This is a genomic window from Kitasatospora sp. NPDC057940, assembly GCF_042887425.1.
Classification (GTDB): Bacteria; Actinomycetota; Actinomycetes; order Streptomycetales; family Streptomycetaceae; genus Kitasatospora.
Genome location: NZ_JBHVPH010000003.1, coordinates 159,891 through 181,382, shown reverse-complemented (window position 1 = coordinate 181,382; position 21,492 = coordinate 159,891). Strand labels below are relative to the sequence as shown.

20 protein-coding genes are annotated in these 21,492 nt (G+C 72.3%); 9 read left to right on the top strand and 11 right to left on the bottom strand.

Annotation, left to right across the window (positions count from 1 at the left end):
- Positions 1-317 precede the first annotated feature (317 nt).
- Together ACFVTF_RS06720 and ACFVTF_RS06715 are read left to right on the top strand one after the other, a co-directional pair.
- Positions 318-2,003: a multicopper oxidase family protein gene (locus tag ACFVTF_RS06720; RefSeq protein WP_387809995.1), complete on the top strand. Its 1,686-nt coding sequence runs from the start codon at positions 318-320 to the stop codon at positions 2,001-2,003.
- Between the two features lie 288 nt (positions 2,004-2,291).
- Positions 2,292-3,704, top strand: a complete 1,413-nt coding sequence (locus ACFVTF_RS06715; protein ID WP_387809992.1) for an alpha/beta fold hydrolase — start codon at positions 2,292-2,294, stop codon at positions 3,702-3,704.
- A gap of 69 nt (positions 3,705-3,773) precedes the next feature.
- Here ACFVTF_RS06715 and ACFVTF_RS06710 read toward each other — a convergent pair whose 3' ends face one another.
- Positions 3,774-5,009, bottom strand: a complete 1,236-nt coding sequence (locus ACFVTF_RS06710) for an epoxide hydrolase family protein (protein WP_387809989.1) — start codon at positions 5,007-5,009, stop codon at positions 3,774-3,776.
- A 239-nt stretch (positions 5,010-5,248) separates the two neighbouring features.
- Here ACFVTF_RS06710 and ACFVTF_RS06705 point away from each other — a divergent pair, with 239 nt between their 5' ends.
- Positions 5,249-5,980, top strand: a complete 732-nt coding sequence (locus ACFVTF_RS06705) for a DUF981 family protein (protein ID WP_387809986.1) — start codon at positions 5,249-5,251, stop codon at positions 5,978-5,980.
- Positions 5,981-6,108: 128 nt separating this feature from the next.
- On the opposite strand, the gene ACFVTF_RS06700 is transcribed toward ACFVTF_RS06705, so the two are convergent.
- Together ACFVTF_RS06700 and ACFVTF_RS06695 are read right to left on the bottom strand one after the other, a co-directional pair.
- Positions 6,109-6,480 (bottom strand): hypothetical protein, encoded by a 372-nt coding sequence (locus ACFVTF_RS06700; protein ID WP_387809983.1) that lies wholly within the window; start codon positions 6,478-6,480, stop codon positions 6,109-6,111.
- A 157-nt stretch (positions 6,481-6,637) separates the two neighbouring features.
- The gene (locus ACFVTF_RS06695; RefSeq protein WP_387809979.1) at positions 6,638-7,516 is read right to left on the bottom strand and encodes an oxidoreductase; all 879 of its coding nucleotides are present in this window, start codon (positions 7,514-7,516) and stop codon (positions 6,638-6,640) included.
- Positions 7,517-7,976: 460 nt separating this feature from the next.
- Between ACFVTF_RS06695 and ACFVTF_RS06690 the strand changes: the two genes are divergently transcribed.
- A complete protein-coding gene (locus ACFVTF_RS06690) occupies positions 7,977-8,732 on the top strand; it encodes an SDR family oxidoreductase (RefSeq protein ID WP_331743901.1) in 756 nt (251 codons plus the stop codon).
- Between the two features lie 113 nt (positions 8,733-8,845).
- Here the strand turns inward: ACFVTF_RS06690 and ACFVTF_RS06685 are convergent, their stop codons facing one another.
- From ACFVTF_RS06685 to ACFVTF_RS06675, 3 genes are all read right to left on the bottom strand, one after another.
- A complete protein-coding gene (locus ACFVTF_RS06685; RefSeq protein ID WP_387809976.1) occupies positions 8,846-9,700 on the bottom strand; it encodes a PIG-L family deacetylase in 855 nt (284 codons plus the stop codon).
- Between the two features lie 127 nt (positions 9,701-9,827).
- The gene (locus tag ACFVTF_RS06680; RefSeq protein ID WP_387809973.1) at positions 9,828-10,676 is read right to left on the bottom strand and encodes a hypothetical protein; all 849 of its coding nucleotides are present in this window, start codon (positions 10,674-10,676) and stop codon (positions 9,828-9,830) included.
- A gap of 204 nt (positions 10,677-10,880) precedes the next feature.
- A complete protein-coding gene (locus ACFVTF_RS06675; protein ID WP_387809970.1) occupies positions 10,881-11,972 on the bottom strand; it encodes an AsnC family transcriptional regulator in 1,092 nt (363 codons plus the stop codon).
- 176 nt (positions 11,973-12,148) lie between these two features.
- Here ACFVTF_RS06675 and ACFVTF_RS06670 point away from each other — a divergent pair, with 176 nt between their 5' ends.
- Together ACFVTF_RS06670 and ACFVTF_RS06665 are read left to right on the top strand one after the other, a co-directional pair.
- Positions 12,149-13,333, top strand: coding sequence for a M20 family metallopeptidase (locus tag ACFVTF_RS06670; RefSeq protein WP_387809967.1), 1,185 nt, complete (start codon positions 12,149-12,151; stop codon positions 13,331-13,333).
- A 33-nt stretch (positions 13,334-13,366) separates the two neighbouring features.
- A complete protein-coding gene (locus tag ACFVTF_RS06665; RefSeq protein ID WP_387809965.1) occupies positions 13,367-13,693 on the top strand; it encodes a nuclear transport factor 2 family protein in 327 nt (108 codons plus the stop codon).
- Positions 13,694-13,767: 74 nt separating this feature from the next.
- On the opposite strand, the gene ACFVTF_RS06660 is transcribed toward ACFVTF_RS06665, so the two are convergent.
- Positions 13,768-14,433, bottom strand: a complete 666-nt coding sequence (locus ACFVTF_RS06660; RefSeq protein ID WP_387809962.1) for a hypothetical protein — start codon at positions 14,431-14,433, stop codon at positions 13,768-13,770.
- A 284-nt stretch (positions 14,434-14,717) separates the two neighbouring features.
- Between ACFVTF_RS06660 and ACFVTF_RS06655 the strand changes: the two genes are divergently transcribed.
- Positions 14,718-15,206: a GDSL-type esterase/lipase family protein gene (locus tag ACFVTF_RS06655; protein ID WP_387809959.1), complete on the top strand. Its 489-nt coding sequence runs from the start codon at positions 14,718-14,720 to the stop codon at positions 15,204-15,206.
- A gap of 39 nt (positions 15,207-15,245) precedes the next feature.
- On the opposite strand, the gene ACFVTF_RS06650 is transcribed toward ACFVTF_RS06655, so the two are convergent.
- Positions 15,246-16,169 carry a hypothetical protein gene (locus ACFVTF_RS06650; protein WP_387809956.1) on the bottom strand — a complete coding sequence of 308 codons (924 nt, stop codon included), beginning with the start codon at positions 16,167-16,169 and terminating at the stop codon, positions 15,246-15,248.
- Positions 16,170-16,437: 268 nt separating this feature from the next.
- Here ACFVTF_RS06650 and ACFVTF_RS06645 point away from each other — a divergent pair, with 268 nt between their 5' ends.
- Positions 16,438-16,863, top strand: a complete 426-nt coding sequence (locus ACFVTF_RS06645; protein ID WP_387809953.1) for a hypothetical protein — start codon at positions 16,438-16,440, stop codon at positions 16,861-16,863.
- 385 nt (positions 16,864-17,248) lie between these two features.
- Here the strand turns inward: ACFVTF_RS06645 and ACFVTF_RS06640 are convergent, their stop codons facing one another.
- The 3 genes from ACFVTF_RS06640 to ACFVTF_RS06630 form a co-directional block, all read right to left on the bottom strand.
- The gene (locus ACFVTF_RS06640) at positions 17,249-18,601 is read right to left on the bottom strand and encodes a cytochrome P450 (protein WP_387809950.1); all 1,353 of its coding nucleotides are present in this window, start codon (positions 18,599-18,601) and stop codon (positions 17,249-17,251) included.
- The gene (locus ACFVTF_RS06635; protein ID WP_387809947.1) at positions 18,601-19,596 is read right to left on the bottom strand and encodes a hypothetical protein; all 996 of its coding nucleotides are present in this window, start codon (positions 19,594-19,596) and stop codon (positions 18,601-18,603) included. Before ACFVTF_RS06635 ends, ACFVTF_RS06640 begins: the two co-directional genes overlap by 1 nt.
- A gap of 301 nt (positions 19,597-19,897) precedes the next feature.
- On the bottom strand, positions 19,898-20,533 hold the full coding sequence (locus ACFVTF_RS06630; RefSeq protein WP_387809944.1) for a TetR/AcrR family transcriptional regulator: 636 nt from the start codon (positions 20,531-20,533) through the stop codon (positions 19,898-19,900).
- 147 nt (positions 20,534-20,680) lie between these two features.
- Between ACFVTF_RS06630 and ACFVTF_RS06625 the strand changes: the two genes are divergently transcribed.
- Positions 20,681-21,439 carry an SDR family NAD(P)-dependent oxidoreductase gene (locus tag ACFVTF_RS06625; protein ID WP_387809942.1) on the top strand — a complete coding sequence of 253 codons (759 nt, stop codon included), beginning with the start codon at positions 20,681-20,683 and terminating at the stop codon, positions 21,437-21,439.
- Positions 21,440-21,492: the final 53 nt, after the last annotated feature.

Genomic DNA, 21,492 nt, shown 5'->3' with positions numbered 1-21,492 from the left:
GACACCTGATGCCCGGCCCCGCGTCCGTCGTTCATGGGGTTGGGGCAGGGGCAGGGGCAGGGGCAGGGGCAGGGGGCAGGGGGCCGGGCGCTGGGTCAGGGACCGGGCAGGTGCGGTCGCGCTGCGGAGCGCGCGAAGCTCGCCGATACTGAGCCAACGGGCAGTGACGGAACGTCGCGTCGACGCTACGGTCCGACACGCCCGGCCCGCGCCGTCGTGCGCGCGGCGGCCACCGAGCAGGGCCGCCGGAAGCCACGACCGGCGACCACTGGCCCGGCGGCGTACCGACCGCCCGGCCCTGGACGGAGAGACCGGGAATGCTGAACCGACGAGACCTTTTGAAAGCCGCCGCGATAGGCGGCCCGGCGGTCCTCTTCCCCTGGGACCGCGCACCGGGCGGGGCCCGGGTCTCGTCCCCGGCGTTGACGGCCGCTCCGGCCACGCAAGCCGCTCCGGCCGCGCACGCCGCGCCGCCCAGGTCGGAGGCCAAGCGGTCGGCCGCCCGGATCACCCCCTTCGAGCACGCCATGCCGGTGCCCCCCGTGCTGAACCCGGTGTCGCGGACGGACTCCTCGGACCTGTACCGGCTGCGGATGGCCGACACCCAGGCGGAGATCGTCAAGGGGCTGCTGACCACCGTCCGGACCTTCGGCGGCTGCTTCCCCGGTCCGACCATCCGGGCGGTCAGAGGGCGGGAGGTGGTGGTCCAGCAGACCAACGACCTGCGCGTGCACACCTCCGTCCACCTGCACGGCGGCCAGGTGCCCTCGCGCTACGACGGCCTGCCGATGGACCTCCTCCAGCCCGGCGAGACCCGCGAGTACCGCTACCCCAACGACCAGGTGGCCGCCTCGCTCTGGTACCACGACCACGCGCACGAGCTGGAGGCCGAGAACGTCTACCGCGGCCTGGCCGGCGCCTACCTGCTCAGCGACCCGTACGAGAGCGGCCTGCCGCTGCCGAACGGCGAGTTCGACATCCCGCTGCTGATCCGGGACGCCCGGATCGAGACCGACGGCAGGCTGGTCTACACCGACCCGTACGCGTGCCCGCACATGCTCGTCAACGGCAAGGAGCGGCCCTTCTTCCAGGTGGCCGCGCGCAAGTACCGGCTGCGGGTCTTCAACATCTCGCCCAACCGCCATGTGTCGCTGCGCCTCGCCGACGGCCAGCCGTTCGTCCAGATCGCCTCGGACGGCGGACTGCTCGCCGCGCCGGTGACGGTGCGCGAGCTGACCCTGACCGGCGCGGAGCGCGCCGAGATCGTGGTCGACTTCGCCCGCTACCCGGTCGGCGGATCGGTGGTGCTGGAGAACACGGCCGCGCTGGAGAGCGAGCGGACCGAGGTGCTGCGCTTCGACATCACCCGGACGGCCGAGGACCGGAGCCGGATTCCGGACGTCCTGGCCACCCTGCCGCCGATCCCGAAGGCGACGGTGCACCGGGAGTTCGCGCTGACGACCTTCCCGGACGCCAGGATCAACGGGCGCAAGTACGACCCGAAGCGGACCGACGTGCGGACCAGCGTCGGCAGCAGCGAGATCTGGACGATCCGCAACCACCTCACCCGCCCGCCGGCCGGGGTCTTCCACGCCCCCCACTCCTTCCACACCCACCTGGTGCAGTTCCGCGTGCTGGACCGTGACGGGGTGCCGGTCGGCCCGGCCGAGGCCGGGCTGAAGGACACCATCACGGTCCACCCGGGGGAGAGCGTCCGGATCGCCATGACCTGGGGCCAGTACCCGGGCGAGTACGTCTACCACTGCCACCACATGGTGCACTCCTCGCACGGCCAGATGGGCCGGATCGACGTGCTGCCCGCGGGATCGAAGGAGGCCGGCCGGGAGTCGGACGACGCCTTCGCCGACTCGTCCCGGTCCACCGGAGCGTCGCCGGCCGGATCCTCGGCGGTGGGAGCCGGCCGACGGCGGTGGCGACGGCGCAACCGGCACCACCATCACCACCACGCGGGCCACCACCGCCGGCACCGGGGCGTGCGGTGAACCCGGAACCGAACGGCGGGCCGGCCCGGACGAGGGGTCGAGCCCGGCGGACGGCTCCGTGACGGCCCCGGGCGGCGGTCCGCGCTCGCCGTCCCGACGGTTGGCCACACCCGATGTGAACCGGCGAAGCTGAACCGGCGGCGTCCCAGAAGTCCGGGACACCGCCGGCCGCGGTTCCGTCCGTCTTCCAGGTCGAATCCGGCCCGGACGCTCGCCTTCGAAGTGCCGCGGGGCGCAGGCTACTTCCGTGACCGCGTCAGCCCGGGCGCGGCGAGCGGAAGGACGAACATGACGAGCACGCGCGGCCGTATCGCCGCTCTGCTGGGCGCCGTCGCGGTGGCCGCCGGGACCACCCTGGCCAGCCCCGCGGTCGGCTTCGCCGCCACGGCCGGACCGGCCCGCGCCGGCGTCGGCGTCGGCGTCGGCGGGATCACCGGCCAGGCGCCCTGCCCGGACGCACCCGAGTTCACCTGCGGGACCCTCACCGTCCCGTTCGACCACAGCGGCGCCACCCCCGGGACCCTCGACCTCCAGGTCGCCGTCACCGGCAACACCACCGCCCCCAAGGGCGACCTGCTCTTCCTCACCGGCGGCCCCGGCCAGCCCGGCGTCCCGACGATCAAGCGCATGGCGGGCAAGCTGGAACCGGTCCTCAAGGACTACCGCCTGGTGATGTTCGACCAGCGCGGCACCGGCCGGGGCGCGCTCCAGTGCCCGGGCCTCCAGGAGGACATGGGCTCCTCCGACCTCGCCGTGCCGCGCAAGCAGTCGATCGCCGACTGCGCCGCCGCCCTCGGCCCGAACTCCCGCCACTACAGCACCGCGGACACCGTCGCCGACATCGACCTGCTGCGCCGCGCCCTCGGCGACCGGCGCCTCACCCTGGACGGCGTCTCGTACGGCACCATCGTCGCCGAGCGGTACGCGCTCGCCCACCCGTCGCACGTGGCCCGGCTGGTGCTCGACTCGGTGGCGCCGCAACAGGGTTTCGACCCCCTCGACCTGGCCGCGCTGCCCGCCAGCGCCCGGATCCTTCGGGCCGCCTGCCGGGCCACCGGCTGCACCACCGACCCGGCCGCCGACCTCGCGGCCACGGTTCGGCGCTACGGCAACGGGGCGCAGGTCCTGAGTGCGCTCACCGGCTACGAGTTCATCGACCCGGACTACGGCGGGGTCCCGGAGATCCTGCACGAGGCCGCCGCCGGGCAGCCCGCGAAGCTCCAGGACTTCTTCGACCTGGTCCACCAGCAGGTCGACGCCGCCCCGGCCGAGGAGCTCAGCCAGGGGCTGCACTCCGCCGCCCTGTGCGCCGACTCGCGCTTCCCGTGGGGCAGCACCGACACCCCGGTCGAGGGCCGTGCGGCGGCGCTGGAGCGCACCCGGCAGCGGCTGACCGCCGAGCAGACCTGGCCGTACGACCCGGCGACCGCGACCGGGCTCGGCAGCCTCCTGGTCTGCCTCGACTGGCCGCGCGAGCAGGTGCCGCCGGCGCCGTCGGCCCACCGCATGCTGCCGGACGTGCCGGTGCTGCTGCTCGGCGGTGACCGGGACCTGGCGACGCCCTACGAAATGCTGTACGAACAGGCGAAGTTGGCGCACAACCCGGAGATCGTGATCGTGCCCGGGGCGGCGCACTCGGTGCAGAACCGGGCGGCGAACCCGGCCGGACGGCAGGCGGTGTACGACTTCCTGCTGAAGTAGCGGGAGCCGTCGGCGGGCCGTTCCGCAGGGGGACGGAAGGCCCGCCGACGGGCGAGCCGGCAGGGTCGTTCAGGGCCTGCGGCCGTGGAAGGTGCGGCGCAGGTCGCCCACCCAGGCGCCGGGGTTCTCCCAGGGGATGAAGTGGCCGCCGTGGTCGTGGGCGTTGACGTTCACGTGGTTGAACCAGTCGGCCTGCGGGCCGGCCTTGAACGCCCGGACGCGTTCGTCGGCGGTGCGGATGCCGGGCGGGTTCTCGTACGTGACGAGGGTGAGGCCGACCGGGGCCTGCACGACCGGGGTGCGGTCGTGGGCGGGGGTCCAGGGGTAGCGGTTGGCGTTGGCGTAGTAACGCATCGACGTGGCGATGGAGTTGTTCACCCAGTAGATCGTGGCGTGGGTGAGCAGGTCGTCCTTGGTGAAGACGGATTCGAGGTCTCCGCCGTTGTCGCTCCAGGCGTTCCAGCGCTCCAGCAGCCAGGCGAGCAGCCCGGCGGGCGAGTCGCTCAGCCCGTGGGCCAGGGTGGCGCCGTCGAGCGTGTGCACGGCGAGGTGGGAGGCGAAGCGGTGGTCCAGCTCGACGGTGCGGGCGCGGACGTCGGCGGGCTGGTCGTCGGTGAGGGGCCGGTTCCGGGCGAAGTCCCAGGCGCGGGGGCCGGTGAAGAAGTCGAGCGGCAGCCCGGAGCCGATGTGGATGCCGTACAGCTCGTCGGCGTACTTGTGGCCGAGCTGGCTGGAGACGATCCCGCCGATGTCGCAGCCCCCGGCGGCGTACTTCTGGTATCCCAGGGTCTCGGTCATCAGGGTGTGCCAGAGGTCGGAGACCTTCCAGAAGTTGACGTCCGGAAAGCCGGTGAGCGGGCCGGGGAAGCCGAAGCCGGGCAGGGACGGGACGATGACGTCGAACGCGTCGGCGGGGTCGCCGCCGAACGCGGCCGGGTCGGCGAGCGGGTCGATCACCTTCGACCAGTGCCAGAACGTCCACGGCCAGCCGTGGGTGAGGATCAACGGGATCGGGCGGGGGCCGCGGCCGGGCTTGCGCATGAAGTGCACCGGGACGCCGCCGACGCTCACCCGGTAGTGCTCGTGGACGTTGATGGCGGCCTCGGCCTTGCGCCAGTCGTAGCCGTCCCGCCAGTAGGCGACCAGTTCACGGAGGTAGCCGGCCGGGACGCCGTAGGACCAGTCCTCGTTCCCCTCGTCCAGCGGGGGGCGGGTCAGTGCGAGACGGGTACGCAGGTCGTCGAGGACCTCGTCGGGCACGTGGATCGGGGTGGGTTGCAGGGGGAAGGCGTGCGGAGCGGTCATGGCGAGGTTCCTTTCCGGAGAGGGGGAAGCGGTGCCGTCGGTGTGTCGGGTGGCCGGGTGGTGAGCCGGGCCGCCTCAAGGGATGCGGGCAGGGCCGCGGCGAGTGCGCGTCGACCGGCCGCCGCGGCCGCCGCCGTACTCCCAGGCTGTGTGGCATCCGGGGGACCTGACTGGGCTCGCCGGATGAACCGCCGTGTCCTGCGGTCCCAAGCCGGTCGGTAGCGGCCGATGCCTGATCCATGACTCCGCTGACCGCACACTCGCTGCCGCTCGCCGCATCCGGGCTGAAGATCGACTGGGTCAGGATGCCGACGTACAACACGATCATGTCGGTGGCCGCCGGCGCAGGGCTGCTCCTGGTGGTGGTGCTGGGGCGCCGGCTCCTGGTCGGCGGGCGCGGCGGTGCTCCCGACGGCTGGGCGCTGGCCTTCGGAGCTCTCGGGTTCACACTCGTCACCACCGGTCTGCACATGACCCTGACCTGGCCGCTGGCCGGGCAGGGCTTCCCGTTCGACAACGTCATCTTCGGCGAGCCCGCGCTGGCCTTCGGCGTCTTCCTGCTCGCGGCCTCGTTCTACCTGTGGAAGCGGGGCGCAGGCCTGCTGGAGGAGGGCGGGGTCGACCGGGTCCGTCTGGTGGCGATGCCGATCTCGGTGTTCGTCTTCGGCATGGGACTCGCCTGCTTCGGGATCGCCGCCGCAGGCTGGAAGTACACTCTCTTCGCCGCCCCGCCGGAGGAGCCCATCTCGGGGGAGTTCGCGGACTGGCCGTGGTTGGAGGCGAGTTTCATGTCCGGGCTGTACGTCCTGGTCGGGATCGGGGCGCTGCTGTTCCCGTTCGCGCTGCGCAGGCCCCGGACCTGGACGAGCCCGGTCATCGGGGTGGTGTGGGGGCTGGCCGGGCTGGCCTTCCTGGTCTTCGGCGGGCTGAACTACTTCACCCACATCGGGCTCATCGTCAACACCATGTGACACTGGCGAGCCGCCCCGACCTGTCCGACCTGCCTCGCCCACGCTGGATGGGTAGTTCCGAAGTCCGCCCGGTTCGGCCCGGCTGGCCGGGGGGACTTTGCCCAGGTAGTCACCCGCAGGTCTGACGCTCAGACAGCGCGCAGTCGAGGGGCGTCAGGCTGCTCCGGCTCGGCTTCTGCAACGACCGCGAGGGGAACAGGGGCCTCGACGTCGGTACTCTCCTCCACCCGGCGGCTCAGCTTCGATTTGAGGCTGATCAGACCGTTCTTGACGTGTGGTGCGGCCTTCACCACAACAGCCGTCGCCACGATTCCCGCGGCGAGGATCGCCAGGGCCGCCTTGTCCCCGTCGAACAGCACGGCGTGCGTGTTGAGCGCGTTGTCGTCATCCCGTACCAGCGGACTCTTTCCGCCTGGAGTGCTGGACTGCGAGAAGTGTGTGCCGGAGGGACGCTGCGTCAGCATCAGCTCCCAGGTTGAGTCGCCCCAGGTGAGTTCCATGGCGCAACTGTAGGGGGTGGCGAGGTGTGACGCGGCTCGGAAAGCAATGTTCTCCGCCTTGGTGGGCGGGCGAGGCCCAGGGACCTTGACACACTTCCGGCCAAGGCCCTCGGGCCCGGAGGGCCTGTCGACTTGCGGTTGAGAACCACGTCGAGAACTACCGCGATCCCGTCGAGCCGATGGTGTCGAGTTCGGCGACGGCGTCGGCGGGGAGCACCAGGTCGGCCGCGGCGATGTTCTCGCGCAGGTGGGCGACGGAGGAGGTGCCGGGGATCAGGACGGTGGTGGCCGAGCGCTGCAACAGCCAGGCCAGTGCGACCTGTTGCGGGGAGGCGTCGAGGCGCGTCGCGACATCGTTGAGCGTCTGGGACTGGAGCGGGCTGAAGCCGCCCAGGGGGAAGAACGAGGCGAAGGCGATGTTCTGGGCCGCGCAGCGGTCCACGAGTGTGTCGTCCTGCCGGTTGGCCAGGTTGTAGAGGTTCTGCACGGTGACGACCGGGGCGATGGCCTGCGCCTCGGTGAGCTGGGCGTCGGAGACGCCGCTGATGCCCAGGTGGCGGATCAGCCCCTGACGGCGCAGGTCGGCCAAGGCGCCGAACTGCTCGGCGACGGGCGCATCGGAGATGTTCTCCACCGAGTCCAGGCGCAGGTTGACGACGTCCATGGCCTCCAGGCCGAGGTGCCGGAGGTTGTCGTGGACCTGGGCCTTGAGGTCTGCGGGCTCCTGCGAGGGGATCCAGTCGCCGGTCTCGTTGCGGCGGGCGCCGACCTTGGTGACGATGTGCAGTCCGGCCGGGTAGGGGTGCAGGGCTTCCTTGATGAGTTCGTTGACGACGAACGGCCCGTAGTAGTCGCTGGTATCGATGTGGGTGATGCCCAGCTCGACGGCTTCGCGCAGGACCGCCAGGGCCTGGTCGCGGTCCCTGGGGGGACCGAAGACGCCGGGGCCGGCCAGCTGCATGGCGCCGTAGCCCATCCGGCTGAGGGTGAGGTCGGGAGCCAGGGTGAGGGTGCCGCCGGGGGCGCTGGTGGTCATGTCGTGCCTTTCGCCGGTTCCGCTGGGGCCGGGGGCGATGAATCGGATGCTCGCGGACAGCCCGGCGTGCTTCCTAACTCTGGGGGAGCGGGGGTGGGCGGCGCAGTACCCCGGTGTTCCTGGGCGTGGCAGGGGGTGGCGGGGCTCGGCAGGGTGTTGGCAGGGCGTGGCGGGGACACCCATCCGTGGGAGACGTGGGCCCGGCGGCCCGATGTCACCCGTGCGGGCGATCGCCGCTCGGCGCGCGTCGGCTGTGGCCGGCCGGCCTCCGGGGGCAGGCACCACTCCGTATGAGCTGCGCTTTCCCGGCACCGGCGCCGGAACGAGGGGAAGCGGGCGGTCCTGCCGAGCGGAGCGCGATGGGCGTCGGTGGGCTACGAAGGGACGGAAGGAGCGTCCGGGCCGGCGGGTCTGCCCGACTTCCCCTCCCCTTCCCCCGGCTCCTGATGAGGAGAGTTCCATGCCCGGCCACACGCTCAAGGACAAGGTCGTCGTCATCGGGGGCGCCTCGAAGAACCTCGGCAGCCTCATCGCCAAGGAGTGCGCCCGGGACGGCGCCAGGATCGTTGTGCACTACAACAGCGATTCCTCCCGCGACAAGGCCGAGCAGACGGCCGCCGACGTGAAGAAGCTCGGCGGCGACGCCGTCGTCCATCAGGGCGACCTGAGCAGGGTCGCCGAGGTGGAGACGCTCTTCGACGCCGCGGTGAGCGCCTTCGGCAAGGTCGATTGCATGGTCAACACGGCCGGCATGGTCATCAAGAAGCCCATGACGGAGACCACGGAGGAAGAGTTCGACAGGATGTTCGCCGTCAACACCAAGGCGGCGTACTTCATGATGCGCGAGGCGGCCAAGCGCCTGGAGGACGGCGGGAAGATCGTCACGATCGTGACCTCGCTGCTGGCCGCCTACACCGGCCTGTACTCCGTCTACGCGGGCAGCAAGTCACCCGTCGAGCACTTCACCCGCGCCCTGTCCAGGGAACTGTTCGGCCGCAACATCTCCGTCAACAACGTCGCGCCCGGCCCGATGGACACCTCGTTCTTCTACCCGGCCGAGACCGACGACTCCGTCGCCTACCACAAGTCGTCCTCCATGAACGGGGAGCTCACCAGCATCGAGGACATCGCCCCGCTGGTGAAGTTCCTGCTCACCGACGGCTGGTGGATCAACGGGCAGACCGTGTTCGCCAACGGCGGTTACACCACCCGCTGATCCGTCAGGACCCTCGCCGACTGCCCTCGAACGACGCAGGCCACGCCCTTCCGGGCGTGGCCTGCGTCGTTCGGTCCGAGGCCCCGGGCCTGCCCGGCGGCGCACCCTGCGGTTCAGCGAAGGCCGGTGAACAGGTCCTTCTCGGGCAGCGCCGCGCCGGTGGTGTCGTGGACCCGGACGAACGTCTCCACGCCCATCAGTTCGGTGAACCGCTCGCGGCCCATCTTCAGGAAGAAGATGTTCTCGCCCTGGCTGGCGTGCGCGAGCAGCGCGTCGTACTTCTGCCCGCCGAAGGCGGTGGCGTCCACCCAGGTGGTGATCTCCTCGTCGGGCAGCCCGATCGGGGGCAGCTCCACGGCCTCCCCGGTGGGCTCCGGGTTGTCCCCGTCGCCCCCGTCGTTCCCGTCGGTGCCGAACTCGCGCATGAGCTCGCCGAAGCGCTGCATCATCGAGAGCGGCGCCGTGGTCCAGTACACCTTGGGCGTCAGGGCGGCCTGGGTGAGGGCGGCCATGGTGATGCGGTTGGCCTGGATGTGGTCGGGGTGGCCGTAGAAGCCGTTCTCGTCGTAGGTCACGACGACGTCGGGCCGGTAGTGAAGCATCAGGTCGGCGAGCCGGGCGGCGCCGTCGGCGACGGGGGTGCTCCAGAACGATCCCGGGGCGTCGTTTGCGGGCCAGCCCATCATCCCGGAGTCGCCGTAGTTGAGCAGTTCGAGGTGGTCGACCCCGAGGATCCGGCAGCTGGCTTCGAGTTCCTGGCGGCGCAGTTCGGCGACGGCGGCGGGGTCGTGGCCCTCCTCGCCCGGCTTGGCGCCGCCGGGGCCGTCGCCGCAGGCGCCGTCGGTACAGGTGACGAGGACGGTGCGGATGCCCTCGGCGGCGTAGCGGGCGAGGACGCCGCCGGTCGAGGTGGCCTCGTCGTCGGGGTGGGCGTGTACTGCCATCAGCGTCAGGGGCCGGTCGGCCATGGGTGTCGTCCTCCGGTCGGTCGGGTGGTTCGTCTCCCAGTCTGCGGCAGCGCCCCGGGCGGCTCGGTCCCGGGGTGTGGTCGAGGCCTTCGGGCAGGTCGGCGGGCAGGTCGGCGGGGTGGTGCCGTCAGCCTCCGGCGCAGCCGCCGTTGCGGCAGTCGCGCCACGGGCCCCAGGCACCGCCCGGGGCCTGCTCGGAGATCTCGGCGGACAAGGAGGGGCCGTTCCACATGTGCGCGACCGCCGTCAGCCTCCCGTCGGCCGACTCGGTGACGGAGGAGGGGGTGGCCACGGCCTCCGACAGCGGACCGGTGCCCAGGTTGGTCCAGGAGCCCCAGACGCCGGGGGTGTTCTGCTCGTTGACGTACAACTGCGGGCTGACCGAGCCCTGGTAGACCTCGAAGAAGGCCAGCGCGCCGTTCGCCCGCTGGAAGGCCACCGGCGCCCCGAAGAACCTCGGCACCAGCCCACCGGTGGGGCCGAAGGGCTCGGGCGCCGACCACGGCCCGTCCGGGCCCGCCTGGTGCAGCCGTACCAGGACCGACGACTGGTACCCGATGGTGAACACCTCCAGGGCGCCGTCGGCGTCCGCGGCGGCGGTGAGCACCTGGTTCCGGTAGTTGAGGCTCATGCCGTTGACCTGGCTCCAGGCTCCGAACGGGCCGCCGGGGGCGGACTGCGTCTGGTACCAGATGGTCCCGCCGGTGCCGTCGGCGGTCGAGAAGACCGAGAACCGCGCCTGGGTGCCGTCGGGACGGGTGACCGTGGTGGACTGCCCCTCGGTGCCCGGGGGCGTGGTGGTGTCCCGGGGCCGGTCCGCCGTCGACGACACGGCCGCCGGGGCCTGTACGGAGGTCGGTGTCCGGGCCTGGGCCCGTGTCTGGGCCTGGGCGGACGGTGCGAGGAGGCCGACTGTGCCGATGAGTGCGGCGCAGACGGTCGCCGCCGCGGTGCATCGCCGTGCGCTCTCGGGCATGGCTGGTCCCTGCCTTCCGATCTGTCTGCGGGGCCCGGCCGGGCAGTGACGCGGGCCGTCGGCCATCCTGCCCGCCGGGGCGACCGGTACGGGCGCCTACGCCCGGAAATGGCCGGAACACACGGGCGGGCCGCCGGGCCTGCGCGAGGCGGCCCGCAGCGCCTGGCGGCGGCGCGTTGCAGCAGGGACCGACCTGAACGGTCGTCAGGAGACCGGGATCGGGTCCTGCCAGATGTCCAGCGGAACGGCGCGGACCGCGCGTCCGTCCGCGTCGAGGATCCGGCCCATCCGCTTCACGGTGCGCAGCGACACGCGGCGCTCGGCCACCCGCAGGTCGGGGAACCTGCGGGCGAGAGCGGTTTCCAGCCGCTGGACGTCGGCGAGGGAACGCTGCCAGACGGAGAGCAGGAGGTTGTGCGGGCCGGTGACGGACACGCACAGCCGGACCTCGGGGAGCCTGGCGAGCTGGGGGCCGACCTCGTCGAGCCGGTCCGGGGGGAGGTCGGCCCGGAAGGTCGCCAGGATCGGCCGGCCGGCGTCGCGGGCGGCGATCTCGCAGCGGAAGCGGATCGCATCGGAGGCGGCCAGCCGGTCGAGGCGCCGGCGCAGCGTGGACGGGCTGAGCCCGGTGGCGGCGGCCAGCTCGGCTTGGCCGAGGCGGCCGTCGACGCCCAGCCTGAGGAGCAACTCCCGCTCTTCTTCGCGGACTTCAGCTCGTACGCCGGACGGCGTCCCGTGGCCCGCCGGGTGGTCGTCGTGCAGTTCCACGCGCTGGGCCGGGTCCAGCGAGTCCAATCGCCAGCGGATCCCCTCGGCGTAGAAGCCGGTCGCCAGGTGGACGCGGACGGCGTCGACCCCGGGGAGTCGGCCGAGCCGTTCGGCGGTGTACCGGGAGACCATCGCCAGGTCGGTGAAGGCCACGGTGACGGCGAGGTCGCAGCCCTGGGCGAGGTGTTCGATGCTCATCACGTGCGGGTCCTCGGCCAGTTCGTCGGCGATCTGCCGGAGCCGGCCGGGAGCGCAGTCGAGGTCGAGGTAGGCGACGCACCCGCGGTCCTCGGGGTGCGGCAGACCGTAGGCGGTCACCCAGGCGATCCCGGCCTGGGAGAGCCGGTGCCAGCGGCGGGCGGCGGTGACCGGGCTGATCCCGAGGGTCTGGCCGAGCAGTGACCAGGGTGCGCGGGGCCGCAGCTGCAGCGCGTTCACCAGGGCGAGGTCCAGCTCGTCCACCGTCACCTCGGCGCCGGTCGCCTCGGTGTCGGTCGTCTCGGTGTCGGTCACATCGGTGTCGGTCACCTCGGCCCCGATCGCCGTCGGCTGCCGGTGGATTCGTTCATCGAAGGGCCTCCTGGTGGCGTGATCCTGCGAAATCGCGGGCAGATCCCGCCGCGAGACCCAGAATCACGGAACAAGATCGCTCTGCACAAGTTCCCGACAAGGTCCCGCCACGCGCGGGATCGACGGAGGTGCCCGTGTCCCTGCACGACGACGCTCTCGCTCTGGCCCCGGACCTGGTCCGGCTGCGCCACGACCTGCACCGGTTCCCCGAGTTGGGCCTGGCCCTCCCGCGCACCCAGGAGCGGGTGCTGCGGGCCCTGGACGGACTGCCGCTGGAGGTGAGCCAGGGCTCCGCGCTGAGTTCGGTCACCGCGGTGCTGCGCGGCGGCCGACCGGGGCCGGCGGTGCTGCTGCGCGGCGACATGGACGGCCTGCCGGTCGCCGAGAAGGCCCCGCTGCCGTTCGCCGCCGACAACGGCGCCATGCACGCCTGCGGACACGACCTGCACACCACCATGCTCGCGGGTGCCGCACACCTGCTGGCCGCACGGCGGGAACAGCTCCACGGCGACGTGGTCTTCATGTTCCAGCCGGGCGAGGAGGGGTGGGACGGAGCCGGGGCCATGCTGGCCGAGGGCGTGCTCGACGCGGCAGGCAGGCGCCCGGTCGCCGCCTACGCCCTGCACGTGTCGTCGGTGATGCGGCACGGGGAGTTCAGCTCCCGGCGCGGGCCGATCATGGCCGCTTCCACCGCGCTGAACGTCACCGTCCACGGCGCGGGCGGCCACGGCTCGGTACCGCACCGGGCCAAGGACCCCATTCCGGCGGCCTGCGAGATGGTCACCGCCCTGCAGACCATGGTGACCCGCCAGTTCGACGTGTTCGATCCGGTGGTGGTCACCGTCGGGCTGATCCAGGCCGGCACCCAGCGCAACATCATCCCCGAGACCGCCTACTTCGAGGCGACCGTGCGCACCTTCTCCGCCGAGGCGCAGTCCAAGGTCGCGGACACCACGGTGGAGCTGGTCAGGGCCATCGCGGCCGCCCACGGCCTGCGGGCCGAGGTCGAGTGCCTTCCCCAGTACCCGGTGACCGTGACCGACGGGGCCGAGACCGACTTCCTGGCGGACACCGTCCGGGAGGCCTTCGGCGAGGAGCGCTTCCAGCCGATGCCGAACCCGATGACCGGGTCGGAGGACTTCTCCCGGGTCCTGGACGCCGTGCCGGGATCGCTCGTGTGGCTCGGCGCCGCCCCGAAGGGGACCGACCCCGACGATCTGCCGGTCAACCACTCGCCCTACGCGGAGTTCGACGACGCGGTGCTCCCCGACGGGGCCGCGCTCTACGCCGAACTCGCCACCCGCCGCCTTGCGGCCTGAACCCGTACCGCCACGGAAGGAACGATCAACCACATGACCGAACCGCGCGACGTGGTCGAGCAACAGCTCGCCGCCTACAACAGCCACGACATCGACGCCTTCGTCGCCACCTACGCCGAGGACATCACGATCCACCGGGCCGACGGCACCCGACTCCAGGGCCGGCAGGCGCTGCGCGACAGGTATTCCGGACAGTTCGCCAAGGGCCGCTGCCGCGCGGAGATCGTGGGACGGCTCAGCGAAGGCGACTGGGTGGTCGACCACGAAGTCGCCCACGGCCTGGCCGACGAGCCGGTCCGCGTCCTGGTGGCCTACCGGGTGCGCGAAGGCCTCATAGACCGCGTCGACTTCCTGAGCTGAACAACGCACGACAGCACAGGCCGTACGGCGGTCGCCGTCGTACGGCCGGTCCGCGCCCCGCCGGAGAACGGTCGTCAGAGGCCGGGGACGGCGTCCTTCGCGACGGTGTGCCAGTTGGTGACGATCGGCTTGTCGACCGGCGTGGTGCCGACGGCGATGCTGACCGGGTTGGGGTCGGCGTTGCCGATGCCCACGATGACGTCGGTGAACTGGATCGACTGGTTGGTGTTGGTGGTCTTCGTCATGATGCCCGCGTACGCGACCTTGGCGCCGCTCAGGGTGATCGGTTCGCCGGTGGACTGCTCGGCGTTGGCGGCCTCGATGCCGCGCGAGCCGAACGCGATGGTGGGGTGGGTCGCGGGGAGCGTGCAGGTGATGCCCGGCTTGGCCTTGGCCGTGATCAGCAGGTAGCCGCCGGCCTGGGATTCGGCCTTGGCGGTCAGGGCCAGGTCGTTGGCGCCGCAGGCCTGGCCGTAGCCGCTCTTGTCGGCGGCGGGGGAGGAGGCCGCGTCGGGCGACTTCGGTGTGGAGGACGACTTCGGGGTGGCGGGCGTCGTGGGCGCGGCGGCGGCCTTCGTCGGCGAGGCCCCAACGGGTGCGGCCCCGGTGGTCGCGGCGGCGGTGGCCGCAGGGCTGGCGGCGGTGGAGCCCGTGTCGCTGTTGTCCGGCCCGCAGGCCGTCGCGGTGGCGGCGAGCGCCGCGACGGCGGCGGCGGTGAGGGCGAGGCGGCGCGTGCGCATGAGGTCTCCCGATGTCGTTCGGCCGGTGAGGTTCACCGGGTGTGATCACCGTAGGCGAGGGTCGTTCACAGGCAGGTGCGGGAAGTATCCCGATCCTGTCCCAGAAGCCGATGGGCTTCGTCCGTCGGACAGTTGACGGCTCGCCCGCACAGGGCCGGAGTATGCCGGCGGTTCCTGCGGCGGTGTCTGCCCGCTGGTCTGCCCCCGCGTCTCTGGGGCCGCACCGATCCTGCTCGGTACGGTGCTGTGACGAGAGGCCCGACCAGGAAGAAGGGGACGTACAGGTGGACTTGACCCCCGACAGGAGCGACCGGGCCTTACGGGGCTCCGCTCTCTTCGGCAGCCCGTCGGGCGGGCGCCCGCGCCGCCGGTTCGCGGTGTGCGGCGCGGTGCTAGCGCTCGCCGTCGCCTCCCTTCAGGAACTCCCCGACGTCGTCCTGGTCGAACTCGGGTTCAACGACATCGGGTGGCTCGGCGCAGGCCCCGGCCTTGTCCCCACGATGAAGCAGTTCATCGACAACGTCCGGGCCGTCAACCCGAACGCGCGCATCGTCGAGGGCAACGTCCCCCAGCGCACCACCCTGGGCAGCGCCAACCCGCAACTGCCGCAGCGCACCACCGACTACGACAACGCCCTGGCCGCGGCGCTGCCCACCCACTCCGCCCGCGTGGAAGGGCTCACCCCCGGGCACCACTACGTCGCCTTCGTGTGCACCTGGAACGCGGCGGGGGAGGGGAAGCCCCGCATCCCCGACGCCGTGGTCGTCCGGTAGCCGTACCGCCCGGGTGGTGTCTGTGGGTGCCCTGCAGCCTCAGACGCCGTCCTTGTGGCCGTTCGCCGCGAGCAGCTGCTCCATGCTCCTGTGGGCGGGGGCGGCCTCCGTGTTGCTGTCGTCGTGGAACAGCCTGAGGTACTGGACGAGGGCGCTCACGCACTTGTCCCGCCCGTCGTACTCCGCGTTGTCGACGAGTCGGCAGTCCTTCGAGACCTCCCTCATCTGCCCGCCGGGAGCGGTGTACACGGGGTGCCAGATCAGCTTCACGTCCGGGTTCAGCCGCTGGACCAGCCGCAGTTCCGGGACCTCCAGCCTGATCAGGATGCTCTCCGGAGCGTAGGCCCGGACGAAGATGTGCACGGGGCCGGTCGCGCGGGACACGAAGGCCTTGGACAGGACGCTCCACATCGGCCCCGTCAGCTTCCAGTCCGGGTGCAGCTCCAGGACGTTGAGCACGCCGCCGATCCGGGTCCGCCCCAGCGGCGTGTGGCCTTTCGCGTACGCGTAGTCGCTGGTCTCGATGCCGCCCGCCCACAGGGCCATGGTGGGCGTCTCGATCTCCAGGTGCTCGGCGATGAGCTTGACGAACTCCTGGTACCAGGAGTTCGACGCCCGGAGCTCGCGCTGCTCCTGGCGGTCCTTCGTCTTCGCCACGGCCTCGTCGTTCAGCGCGCCCTGCGAGTCGACCCCGCCGAGCAGCAGCTGCCAGGCGGCGTCGGCCTGGGGCTGCGGAATGCCCGCGGCCTCCGTCAGCTCCTGGTACGGCCCCCACTCGGGATGCTCGGTGGGCCTCGTGGCGTAGTGCTCGTCCAGGCCGCCCTTCTGGCGCTGCACCTGGCGTGTCACCGCGGCGTTGCCCACCTGCCGCTGGAGCGCGGCCAGGCCCGTGAGGCGCGCCCCGTGCCCGGCGGCGGCCGGCGCCGCCGTCTGCCGCTCCACGGCTCTCCGTGTCTCGCGCACGCCCTCCCCGTCCTTCGGCTGCCCCCGTCGACTCTAGGGGTGGCGGGGCGGTGGGGCGAGGGCCGAAAGGGCAGACCCGGGGCCGTGCGCACCCCCCTCCGGGCTGTCGGAGGCCGCCGGTGGCCGCCCGTGCCGCGCGCCTGGACGACGCCGGGCCGCGTCGTAACCCGGTCGGGGCGGCGGCTGCTCCCGATAATCGGTGAGGCGCAACCGGGCGCCCACGCAGGGCGCAGCCCCCGGGCGGGGGAGTTCCAGAGGAGGTCAGTCCATGAGCGGTACGAAGAGGACCGGGACGACGACGCGGGGCGGCCGGGCCGCCGTGATCGGTGCGCTGGGCCTGGCCTCGGTGGCCCTGGCGGCCGGGCCGGCGTTCGCCAAGGGCGACGTGGAGGTCACGGCTCCGCACACGGCGCGGGTCGGCACGACCTTCACGGTCACGGGGCACGGGGACGACGACGGTGCCGCCTACCTCCAGGTGTGCCTGGAGGGCCGCAGCAGCGGTTCGACGTGGGCCCGGATCATCTGTGGCGCCGTGGTCGAGACGGGCACCGAGGCGGAGGCCACCGCGCACGTCAAGGCCGCACACGGCGGCGTCCTGGAGTACCGCGCGGCGCTGTTCGGCCTGACCGGCCCGGACGACCGCCACCCCGTTCGTGAACGGACCTCCGAGCCGGTGACGGTGGAGGTCCGCTGAGTCCGGCGGCCGAGCGGCCACTTGGGCCGCACCTGGTCCAGGACCGCCCAACTGCTCCGCCTCGGCACGGAAGCGGTCGAGGCGAGGTGCGGTCGCCGCTCGGGATTCGGCAGGCAGGAGGGCGCGGCTGCCGGGGGGACGGAACGATCCGGATCGTCAGCGGGTAGGTGAGTGCTCGTAGCCGTCGAGGATGGACGGATCCTGCAGCGCGGTCCGTAGTTCCTCGCGGTCGCCCGGATCGGTGCCGGCTCGGGCACGCAGGTCCAGCAGGTGCTCCTGGTGCGCGGGAGGCGGCGACTGCGAGTGTGTGGGCCAGCAGGAGGGGGCGAGCCGGCTCGATGCCCTCGCGGCGGCGTACTCGTGCTCCCGCGCCGCGCGCCCCTGCTCATCGCGGTTCGGCGACGAGCAGCGGGCCGCACGGGCGGATGGTGGCGGCGGTGGCGCTCTCCCGGAGGAGGGTGGCGGTGGCGGGCCTGAGCCGCAGGCGGGCGAGGACGGCTGCGGCGACGACGAGCAGCTCGGTCCAGGCGAAGGACTCGCCGACGCACTTGTGCCGGCCCGCGCCGAAGGGGAGGAACAGCCTGGGCGGGGTGCGGTCCGTGGGGTGGCGCCAGCGGTCGGGGTCGAATCGCAGCGGGTCGGGGTGGAGCTTCGGGGAGCGGTGCAGCGCGGTCGGGCTGAAGAGGATCTCCGTCCCCGGGGGCAGGAGGACACCGCCGTACCGGAGCGGTGCCACTGCCCGGCGCATCAGGATCCAGTTGGGGGTGTGGAGGCGGAGGGTCTCGCTGAGCGCGTGGCCTGTGCGCTCCAGGCGCGGCAGGTCGCCAGGGGACACGGCGCCGTCGGCGGCGACGGCGCGCACCTCCTCGCTCAGCTCGTCCTGCAGCTCCTGGTGCCGGGCGAGTTCGTGGAAGAACCAGGCGAGCGTGGTGCCGGTCGTCTCGGTGCCGGCCAGGAGCAGCGAGACCGCTTCGTCCCGGACCTGGGCCGGTGCCATGGCGAGGCCGGTCTCCTTGTCGCGGGTGGTCAGCAGCAGGGACAGCAGCGTGTCGTCCGGGGCCTGCTGCGGGGCGGCGGCCTGGGCGATGATCTCGTCCACGACGGTGCGCAGGTCGCGGACCGCCGTGTCGAAGCGCCGGTTGGCCGGTACGGGCAGCTTTTCCAGCAGCGGTGACGGGTAGAGGGCTCGCTGGACGAATCCGGTGAGGACCACGGGCACGGCCCGGTCGATCCGGGCCTTCTGGGCGTGGCTCAGGCGGGTGGCGAACAGTGCCTCGACCACGATGTCCCGGGCGAGTCGGTGCATCCGAGGCTCGATCGGCGCGGCTTGCCCGGGTTCCCAGCGGGACACCGCCGCCGCTGCCACGCGTGCGGTCAGGGCGGCGTACCGGTGGATGCTGTCGCGGTGGAAGGCCGGTTGGACCAGGCGTCGCTGGCGGAGGTGGAACGCGCCCTCGGCGGTGAACAGGCCGTTGCCCAGCAGGCCGCGGGCCTTGTCGAAGACGAATCCCTTCTCGGTCTTCGCGGCGTCCCGAACGAGCAGCTGGTGGACCAGCTCGGGATCGGTGAGGACGTGGACCGGTCTGCGCCACAGGTGGATCCGCACGACCGGGCCGTGGTCGGCGAGGGACTGGAGGAAGGGCACGGGGCGGGTGAGCAGGGGGAGCAGGTGCCCGAGCAGCGGCAGGTGGCCCGGTGCGCACGGCGCGGTGCCGGGCGGGGTGTCCTCCTCGCGCATCAGTGCCCCGCCGCGGGGGCCGGCACGTCGAACCGGGAGGTGTGGCGGGACCAGTCGATGTGCCCGCGCAGCCACAGCCCGAGGCTGCGGGCGTAGGTCGAGGCCGCGTCGCTGCCGTCCGTGCGGATGGTTCGGCTCAGCTCGATGAACGCGCGCATCTCGGCGTCACGCATGGCGACGGCGGACCGTCGGGCTTCGGCCGGAGAGCAGTGGTGGTGGCGGGCGAGGACCTCGACCAGGTTGTGGCGGCCCTGGCCGCCCGCGGTCTCCTTGGCGTGGGAGTACAGGTCGTTGTCCCAGCTCACCAGGTTCGCCGTGAGGTCCCTGAGCCTGCGCAGCGAAGGCCCGTCCGCCTCCGCGGCCGGGACTTCGTAACCGGCGGCGATGTCGACCAGGGCGAGGCAGGTGTACGTCGCCCCGGCGTGCCTGCGCATGGCGGCGTACTCGGACGGGCCCGGTACGGTGCCCGCCTCGCGGTTGGCGGCCTCCCACACCTGGGCGGAGAGGTAGTCGCGGACCGTGCACTCCCACCGGAACAGCTGTGACGGCGAGGCCTGTGCGGCGACCCGGTCCCGGATCTCCCGCAGGGCCGCCGCGTAGGCGCCGGCCGGTCCGGGCACCTCGTCGCCGGGCGGCTCGGGGTCGATCACCCGGGCGAGGAGAGCGGTCGTGCGGGCCAGCGGCCCGGGGCGGTCGCCGCGTTCGCGGTCCTCGCAGTACCCGTCGTCGAAGGCGAAGAGCCACACGTACCAGTCGGACAGCAGACGCAGCATCTCGGCGGGGACCTCGGGGTTGGTCCGGGCGGCCAGGTGGCCGCTGCGCTGGCGCCCGATCCGGTCGGACTGCCGGAGCCGCCCGTCCAGCAGCCGGTGGCGCGCCAGCCAGTCCAGGCTCTGCCGGTCGGCCTGTTCGGCGTGGGGGTTCGTCAGGGAGGGGAAGGGGCACCACAAGGCGTCCGGGGTGCTGTGTGGTTGCCCGTCGCGGAGATCGGTCATCGTCGTGCCGGCCTTCGTCTGGTGTGGGGTCGCGGCAGGCCTCCGTGCCCCGCGACGATCGCGTGGGGTCGCCTGGCCTGCCTGGGAGGCCGAAACTAGCCCGGCGCGGGGCGGGGGGATGGACTGCGCGCGCATCCGTCCTTGCCTCCCGGCGCACGGCCGGCCGTCTCGCCTCCTCAACAGCGGTGATGTGCTGACCGCTTGAGCTCGCCGTCGTTTGCCGACAGCGATGGCCCGCACGGTCGCACCTCCGCGGGCCCCTCCGGCACCGGGGCGGCGGCGTGCGAATTCCGGTTTCGGATCAGGCTGGTCGATCGGAGGCGTAGCGGGCGAGCATGGTCTCCACCGCCTGCTCGACGGCGTAGCGGATGTCAGGGGCTGCGGGGTTCCAGTCGGTCAGCAGCATGCGGGGCCACAGGACGTAGTTGGCGATCATCCCGAGGAACTGGTTGGCGGCGCTCTCGGCGTCCGGGACGTCGGCGTTGCCGGCCTCGTGCTCCGACTCCAGGTAGTGCTGGACCGAGGCGAAGTAGGGCAGCTTGCCGAGCTGGAACTGCATCCGTCCCAGTTCGGGGAAGCGGGGCAGCTCGGCGATGACGATGCGGAACAGGGCTGTCATGCCGGGCCGGCCGATCAGGTCGGCGTAGCGGTGGCCGATGGAGGTCAGGCCGGAACGCAGGTCTCCGGCCTGAGGTCGTGCGACGGCGCCTGCGGCGTCACGCTGCCAGGACTCGGTGACGATGGCCTCGAAGAGGGCTGCCTTGGTGGGGAACTGCTTGAACAGGGTGGACTTCGAGACTGCCGCACCTTCGGCAATGCGGGCGAGGGAGGTGCCGTCGTAACCGCGGTTCAGGAAGAGGTCCGTGGCCGCGGAGATGATCGCGTCGCGCTTCTGCTGGGCGAGACGGCGGTGATGCGCGGAGAGCTCTGCTGCCATGGGTGCAGTATGCCCTAGCTCCGAGGCGAGTCACTTGACTCGCCACCTTTGGCGCGCCTACGGTGCGATGGAGAGGCGAGTCAACCGACTCGCCTCTGATGGCGGTGCCCGATGTCCCCCTGGTGCCGTGCGATGAGGGAGCAGCCGATGACAGCCGACAGGATCGCTTTGGTGACCGGTGCGAACCGTGGTCTGGGCCGGAGCACGGCTCTTGCGCTGGCGGCGCGCGGGGTGCGGGTCGTGGTCACCCATCGCGGTGATGCGGCCGGGGCCGAGGAGACGGCGCGGCAAGTGCAAGCCGCGGGCGGTACCGCCGCTGTCGCGCGCCTCGACATCAGCGACGTCTCCTCCTTCGGAGCCTTCACTTCCGAACTGAGCGGACTGCTCGAGCGCTGGGGGGCTTCGCGGCTCGATGTCGTGGTCAACAACGCGGGGGTGGGCGTCTTCGGCCCGCTGGAAGCTGTCACGGCCGACGACTTCGACACGGTGTTCGGCACGAACGTGCGGGGCACGTTCTTCCTCGTCCAGTCGCTCGTGCCGCTGCTGGCGCAGGGCGCCCACGTCATCAACGTCTCGTCGTCGTTGACCCGCCACACCAGTCCCGCGACCTCGGTCTACTCCGCCTCGAAGGCCGCCGTCGAGGCGCTGAGCCGCACTCTGGCCGCAGAACTCGGCCCCCGCGGCATCCGGGTCAACTCCATCGCCCCGGGGCCGACCGCCACCGACTTCAACGGCGGTGCCATGCGGGATGACGCCGAGATGCGCCAGGGGCTGGCCGGGCAGACCGCGCTCGGCCGCGTCGGCGAACCCGAGGAGATCGGCGACGCCATCGCCACGCTGGCCTCCGAGGGCCTGCGCTGGGTGACCGCCCAGCGCATCGAGGTCTCCGGCGGCTCCTTCCTCTGACCAACCGGGCGAGCCTGTGCCGGGCCGCGGGCAACGCCTCGGCCGGCACCGCT